1 protein-coding gene is annotated in these 5,032 nt (G+C 62.2%); it reads left to right on the top strand.

Going from position 1 to position 5,032, the window contains the following annotated elements:
• On the top strand, positions 1–5,032 hold a 5,032-nt coding region (locus FVE66_RS20075; RefSeq protein ID WP_151449271.1), incomplete at both ends, for a beta strand repeat-containing protein.

The following is a 5,032-nucleotide window of genomic DNA, read 5'->3' as shown; positions in this document are numbered from 1 at the left end:
CCCTGTTCACGATCGACAGCAGCACGGGCGCCGTGAGGCTGACGGCGAATCCGGACCACGAGACGAAGGCCAGCTACAGCTTCAATGTCGTTGCCAGCGATGGCGTGACGACGGCCAGCCAGCAGGCAGTGTCGCTGACGATCAACAATATCGATGAAGTCGCACCGACGATCACGTCGTCGACGACGGCAACGGCGATCAACGAGAACACTGGCGCAGGCCAGGTTGTCTACACGGTCATTGCGACCGACAGCGGCGACACCAGCGCCGGCGTGACTTACAGCCTGTCCGGCACGGACGCGGCCCTGTTCACGATAAACAGCAGCACGGGCGCCGTGACGCTGACGGCCAATCCGGACCACGAGGCGAAGGCCAGCTACAGCTTCAATGTCGTTGCCAATGATGGCGTGACGGCAGCGAGCCAGCAGGCAGTGACGCTGACGATCAACAATATCGATGAAGTCGCCCCGACGATCACGTCGTCGACCACGGCAACCGCGATCAACGAGAACAGCGGCGCCGGCCAGGTTGTCTATACCGCAATTGCGACCGACACCGCCGACATCAGCGCCGGCGTGACGTACAGCCTGTCCGGCACGGATGCGGCCTTGTTCACGATCAACGAGACGACCGGAGCGGTGACGCTCACGGGAAATCCTGACTACGAGGCGAAATCGAGCTACAGCTTCAATGTCGTCGCCAGCGATGGCGTGACGGCAGCCAGCCAGCAGGCAGTGACGCTGACGATCAACAACGTCGACGAAGTGGCCCCGACGATCACGTCGTCGACAACGGCAACCGCGATCAACGAGAACAGCGGCGCCGGCCAGGTCGTGTACACCGCAATTGCGTCCGACAGCGGCGACATCAGCGCCGGCGTGACCTACAGCCTGTCCGGAACGGACGCGGGCCTGTTCACGATCAACGAAACGACCGGTGCGGTGACCCTGACGGGCAATCCGGACCACGAGACGAAGGCGAGCTACAGCTTCAATGTCGTCGCCAGCGATGGCGTGACGACCGCTAGCCAGCAGGCAGTGACGCTGACGATCAACAACGTCGACGAAGTTGCGCCGACGATCACGTCGTCGACAACGGCGACGGCGATCAACGAGAACAGCGGTGCAGGCCAGGTCGTCTACACGGCCATCGCTACGGATGCCGCTGACATCAGTGCTGGCGTGACGTACAGCCTGTCCGGCGACGATGCTGCCCTGTTCACGATCAACGAGACGACCGGTGCGGTGACGCTGACGGGCAATCCGAACTACGAAGCGAAGTCGAGCTACAGCTTCAACGTCGTTGCCAGCGATGGCGTGACGACGGCCAGCCAGCAGGCGGTGACACTGACGATCAACAACGTCGACGAAGTCGCACCGACGATCACCTCCGCGACCACGGCGACCGCGATCAACGAAAACAGCGGCGCGGGCCAGGTGGTCTACACGGCGATCGCGACCGATACCGCCGACACCAGCGCCGGCGTGACGTACAGCCTGTCCGGAACGGATGCGGCCTTGTTCACGATTAACGCGACGACCGGCGCCGTGACGCTGACCGGAAATCCGGATTACGAAGCGAAGTCGAGCTACAGCTTCAATGTCGTCGCCAATGATGGCGTGACGACGGCGAGCCAGCAGGCAGTGACGCTGACGATCAATAACGTCGACGACACTTCACCGACGATCACGTCGTCGACGACGGCAACGGCGATCAACGAGAACACTGGCGCAGGCCAGGTGGTCTATACGGCGATCGCGACCGACAGTGGCGACATCAGCGCAGGCGTGACGTACAGCCTGTCCGGAACGGATGCGGGCCTGTTCACGATCAACGAGACGACCGGTGCGGTGACGCTGACGGGTAATCCGAACTATGAAGCGAAATCGAGCTACAGCTTCAATGTCGTTGCCAATGATGGCGTGACGACGGCGAGCCAGCAGGCAGTGACGCTGACGATCAACAACGTCGATGAAGTGTCGCCGACGATCACGTCCTCGACGACGGCGACCGCGATCAACGAGAACAGCGGCGCCGGCCAGGTGGTCTACACGGCGATTGCGACCGATACCGCCGACACCAGCGCCGGCGTGACGTACAGCCTTTCCGGTACGGATGCGGCCTTGTTCACGATCGACAGCAGCACGGGCGCGGTGACGCTGACCGGTAATCCGGACTACGAGACGAAATCGAGCTACAGCTTCAACGTCGTCGCCAATGACGGCGTGACAACGGCAAGCCAGCAAGCGGTGACGTTGACGATCAATAACGTCGACGACACTTCACCGACGATCACGTCCTCGACGACGGCGACGGCGATCAACGAGAACAGTGGTGCCGGCCAGGTGGTCTACACGGCGATTGCGACCGACAGTGGCGACATCAGCGCAGGCGTGACGTACAGCCTGTCCGGAACGGATGCGGGCCTGTTCACGATCAACGAGACGACCGGTGCGGTGACGCTGAACGGCAATCCGGACTACGAAGCGAAATCGAGCTACAGCTTCAATGTCGTTGCCAGCGATGGTGTGACGACCGCTAGCCAGCAAGCGGTGACGCTGACGATCAACAACGTCGACGAAGTGTCGCCGACTATCACGTCGTCGTCGACGGCGACGACGATCAACGAGAACACCGGTGCCGGCCAAGTGGTCTACACGGCAATTGCGACCGATACCGCCGACACCAGCGCAGGCGTGACGTACAGCCTGTCCGGAACGGACGCGGCCCTCTTCACGATCAATGGCAGCACGGGCGCCGTGACGCTGACAGGCAATCCGAACTACGAAGCGAAATCGAGCTACAGCTTCAATGTCGTTGCCAGCGATGGCGTGACGACGGCGAGCCAGCAGGCAGTGACGCTGACGATCAACAACGTCGATGAAGTCGCACCGACGATCACGTCGTCGACGACGGCGACGGCGATCAACGAGAACAGCGGTGCGGGCCAAGTGGTCTACACCGCGATTGCGACCGACAGCGGCGACACCAGCGCCGGCGTGACGTACAGCCTGTCCGGAACGGACGCGGCCCTGTTCACGATTGACGAGACGACCGGCGCCGTGACGCTGACCGGAAATCCGAATTACGAGTCGAAGTCGAGCTACAGCTTCAATGTCGTTGCCAATGACGGCGTGACCACAGCGAGCCAGCAGGCGGTGACGCTGACGATCAACAACGTCGACGAAGTGGCACCGACGATCACCTCATCGACCACGGCGACCGCGATCAACGAGAACAGCGGCGCCGGCCAGGTCGTGTACACCGCGATCGCGACCGATACCGCTGACACCAGCGCCGGCGTGACCTACAGCCTGTCAGGCACGGACGCGGCCCTGTTCACGATCAACCCGACCACTGGAGCGGTGACGCTGACGGGTAATCCGAACTACGAGACCAAATCCAGCTACAGCTTCAACGTCGTCGCCAATGATGGCGTGACGACAGCGAGCCAGCAGGCGGTGACGCTGACGATCAACAACGTCGACGAAGTCGCACCGACGATCACGTCCGCGACCACGTCGACCGCGATCAACGAGAACAGCGGCGCCGGCCAAGTCGTGTACACCGCGATCGCGACCGATACCGCTGACACCAGCGCCGGCGTGACGTACAGCCTGTCAGGCGACGATGCGGCATTGTTCACGATTGATGAGACGACCGGCGCCGTGACGCTGACGGGGAATCCTGACTACGAGACCAAATCCAGCTACAGCTTCAATGTGGTCGCCGATGACGGCGTCACAACGGCAAGCCAGCAGGCAGTGACGCTGACGATCAACAACGTCGACGAAGTGGCACCGACGATCACGTCGTCGACGACGGCAACCGCGATCAACGAGAACACCGGTTCCGGCCAAGTGGTCTACACGGCGATCGCGACCGATACCGCCGACACCAGCGCCGGCGTGACGTACAGCCTGTCCGGAACGGATGCGGCCCTCTTCACGATCAATGGCAGCACTGGCGCGGTGACGCTGACCGGCAATCCGAACTACGAAGCGAAATCGAGCTACAGCTTCAATGTCGTCGCCAATGACGGCGTGACCACAGCGAGCCAGCAGGCGGTGACGCTGACGATCAACAACGTCGACGAAGTCGCACCGACGATCACGTCGTCGACCACGGCAACCGCGATCAACGAGAACAGCGGTGCGGGCCAGATGGTCTACACGGCCATTGCGACCGACAGCGGCGACACCAGCGCCGGCGTGACGTACAGCCTGTCCGGAACGGATGCGGCCCTGTTCACGATCAACGAGACGACCGGTGCGGTAACCCTGACCGGCAATCCGAACTACGAAACCAAGTCGAGCTACAGCTTCAATGTGGTCGCCAATGACGGCGTGACGACGGCGAGCCAGCAAGCGGTGACGCTGACGATCAACAACGTCGACGAAGTGGCACCGACAATCACGTCGTCGACGACGGCAACGGCGATCAACGAGAACACTGGCGCAGGCCAGGTCGTGTACACGGCCATTGCGACCGACAGCGGCGACATCAGCGCCGGCGTGACTTACAGCCTGTCCGGAACGGACGCGGCCCTGTTCACGATCAATGGCAGCACGGGCGCCGTGACGCTGACCGGTAATCCGAACTACGAAGCGAAATCGAGCTACAGCTTCAATGTCGTTGCCAATGATGGCGTGACGACGGCGAGCCAGCAGGCAGTGACGCTGACGATCAACAACGTCGATGAAGTGTCGCCGACGATCACGTCCTCGACGACGGCGACCGCGATCAACGAGAACAGCGGCGCAGGCCAGGTGGTCTACACGGCGATTGCGACCGATACCGCTGACACCAGCGCCGGCGTGACTTATAGCCTGTCCGGAGCGGATGCGGCCCTGTTCACGATCAACGAGACGACCGGTGCGGTGACGCTGACGGGCAATCCGAACTACGAGGCGAAATCGAGCTACAGCTTCAACGTGGTCGCCAGCGACGGCGTGACGGCAGCCAGCCAGCAAGCAGTGACGCTGACGATCAACAACGTCGATGAAGTGGCACCGACGATCACGTCGTCAAC

Source organism: Lacisediminimonas profundi, from assembly GCF_008831265.1.
GTDB lineage: Bacteria > Pseudomonadota > Gammaproteobacteria > Burkholderiales > Burkholderiaceae_D > Lacisediminimonas > Lacisediminimonas profundi.
The sequence above is the reverse complement of the archived record's forward strand: the minus strand, read 5'-3'. Positions and strand labels throughout refer to the sequence as shown.